This is a genomic window from Phyllobacterium sp. CL33Tsu (assembly GCF_900113985.1).
Classification (GTDB): domain Bacteria; phylum Pseudomonadota; class Alphaproteobacteria; order Rhizobiales; family Rhizobiaceae; genus Phyllobacterium; species Phyllobacterium pellucidum.
Genome location: NZ_FORJ01000011.1, coordinates 2501 through 5000 on the forward strand (window position 1 = coordinate 2501; position 2500 = coordinate 5000).

The 2500-nt window shown below is 53.7% G+C and carries 1 tRNA gene and 1 rRNA gene (both cut by a window edge); both read left to right on the top strand.

Annotated features, from left to right (window positions below):
• Positions 1-25: transfer RNA gene (locus BM074_RS22600), tRNA-Ala, on the top strand (it extends 51 nt beyond the left edge of the window).
• Positions 26-540: 515 nt separating this feature from the next.
• A 23S ribosomal RNA gene (locus BM074_RS22605) occupies positions 541-2500 on the top strand (it continues 998 nt past the right edge of the window).

The window sequence follows — 2500 nt, forward strand, 5'->3', positions numbered from 1 at the left end:
GGTTCGATCCCGTCCGGCTCCACCAAGGTTCTGGTTGCTGCGGCTGATACGTGTGGCCGAAACCAAAGACATCATGAAAGCAAAAGTTTGCAGGCGCCTGGCGATTGGCCGGGTGGCTGCCTGTTCTGTATGAAATCGTAAAGAGAAGATATGTCCGGGTCATCCGGATGTTCATGGGTCCTTCGGGATCGGTGAACGCCCGGTGACGTCGCAAGGGATGCTCATCAAAACCCTTGCAAGATGATTGGCGGCTTAACCGCAGTGCCATCGGAGATATCTCGAGAAGCTGGTCTTTTGTCATATCTTTTTTATTCGCTCACGCGCCGTATCGTCCCTGCCGGGACGGGCGCTGCGCGGGCGCCTCGCACAGGCTCGGACGCACTATCGTGCTGTAGGGGAACGCTTCCTTGGAACTTATCCGAAGGAGGTGTCCATACAGACCGCTAGGTCGTCGCGTCGTGTGACGCGCCTCCCGGAGCACGGTCCCGCAAGGGACGTGCGTGCGTGAGGGCGAAGAAGATGGATATTGGCAATGAGAATGATCAAGTGTCTTAAGGGCATTTGGTGGATGCCTTGGCATGCACAGGCGATGAAGGACGTGATACGCTGCGATAAGCGTCGGGGAGGTGCGAATACCCTTTGATCCGACGATTTCCGAATGGGGAAACCCACCTTAGATACTTGGAAAATCTGTTTAGTTGGCCGGCGTCGGGACGTTGGTATGGGTCTCCCATACAGGCCGCTAGGCCGTCGCCAATCGTTTGGCGCGCCGTCCGCAGCGAGCAATCCTTTGAAAGGATTGCGACAGCGTGAGGACATAATAGTCCTTATTAACGCTGGCGTGACGCCGACAACTGCACAGGTTTCCAAGTATCGTTAATAAGGTATCTGACCTTCGAATACATAGGGGTTAGAAGCGAACCCGGGGAACTGAAACATCTAAGTACCCGGAGGAAAGGACATCAAACGAGACTCCGCTAGTAGTGGCGAGCGAACGCGGACCAGGCCAGTGGCTTTTATGAGACAAGTGGAACGCTCTGGAAAGGGCGGCTAGAATGGGTGACAGCCCCGTACACGTAATGCGAATGAAAGTCCTTGAGTAGGGCGGGACACGTGAAATCCTGTCTGAACATGGGGAGACCACTCTCCAAGCCTAAGTACTCGTGCATGACCGATAGCGAACCAGTACCGTGAGGGAAAGGTGAAAAGCACCCCGACAAGGGGAGTGAAAGAGATCCTGAAACCGAATGCCTACAAACAGTTGGAGCCCAAGATTTGTTCTGGGTGACAGCGTACCTTTTGTATAATGGGTCAGCGACTTAGTGTGACGAGCAAGCTTAAACCGGTAGGTGTAGGCGCAGCGAAAGCGAGTCTGAACAGGGCGTTCAGTTCGTCGCATTAGACCCGAAACCGAGTGATCTAGCCATGAGCAGGTTGAAGGCAAGGTAACACTTGCTGGAGGACCGAACCCGCATCTGTTGCAATAGATTGGGATGACTTGTGGCTAGGGGTGAAAGGCCAATCAAACTCGGAGATAGCTGGTTCTCCGCGAAATCTATTTAGGTAGAGCGTCGATTTTATACTTCCGGGGGTAGAGCACTGGATGGGCTAGGGGATCTCACCGATTTACCAAACCTAACCAAACTCCGAATACCGGAAAGTACTGATCGGCAGACACACGGCGGGTGCTAACGTCCGTCGTGAAGAGGGCAACAACCCTGACCACCATCTAAGGTCCCTAAGTTATGGCTAAGTGGGAAAGGATGTGAGGATCCCAAAACAACCAGGATGTTGGCTTAGAAGCAGCCATCATTTAAAGAAAGCGTAACAGCTCACTGGTCTAAATAAGGGTCTTTGCGCCGAAAATGTACCGGGGCTCAAGCCATACACCGAAGCTGTGGATTTGCCTGGCAACAGGCAAGTGGTAGCGGAGCGTTCCGTAAGCCGTTGAAGCCGGACCCGTGAGGGCTGGTGGAGGTATCGGAAGTGAGAATGCTGACATGAGTAACGATAAAGGGAGTGAGAGACTCCCTCGCCGAAAGTCCAAGGGTTCCTGCTTAAAGTTAATCTGAGCAGGGTTAGCCGGCCCCTAAGGCGAGGCCGAAAGGCGTAGTCGATGGGAACCACGTTAATATTCGTGGGCCTGCGGGTAGTGACGGATCGCGTATGTTGTTCCTCCTTATTGGATTGGAGGGGCTTCGAAGCGGTTCCAGGAAATAGCTCCCGCGTATAGACCGTACCCGAAACCGACACTGGTGGACTGGTAGAGAATACCAAGGCGCTTGAGAGAACTGCGTTGAAGGAACTCGGCAAATTGCACGCGTAACTTCGGAAGAAGCGTGACCCTTTTTTACGCAAGTAGAAGGGGGTGGCACAGACCAGGGGGTAGCGACTGTTTACCAAAAACACAGGGCTCTGCGAAGCCGTAAGGCGACGTATAGGGTCTGACGCCTGCCCGGTGCTGGAAGGTTAAGAGGAGAGGTGCAAGCTTTGAATCGAA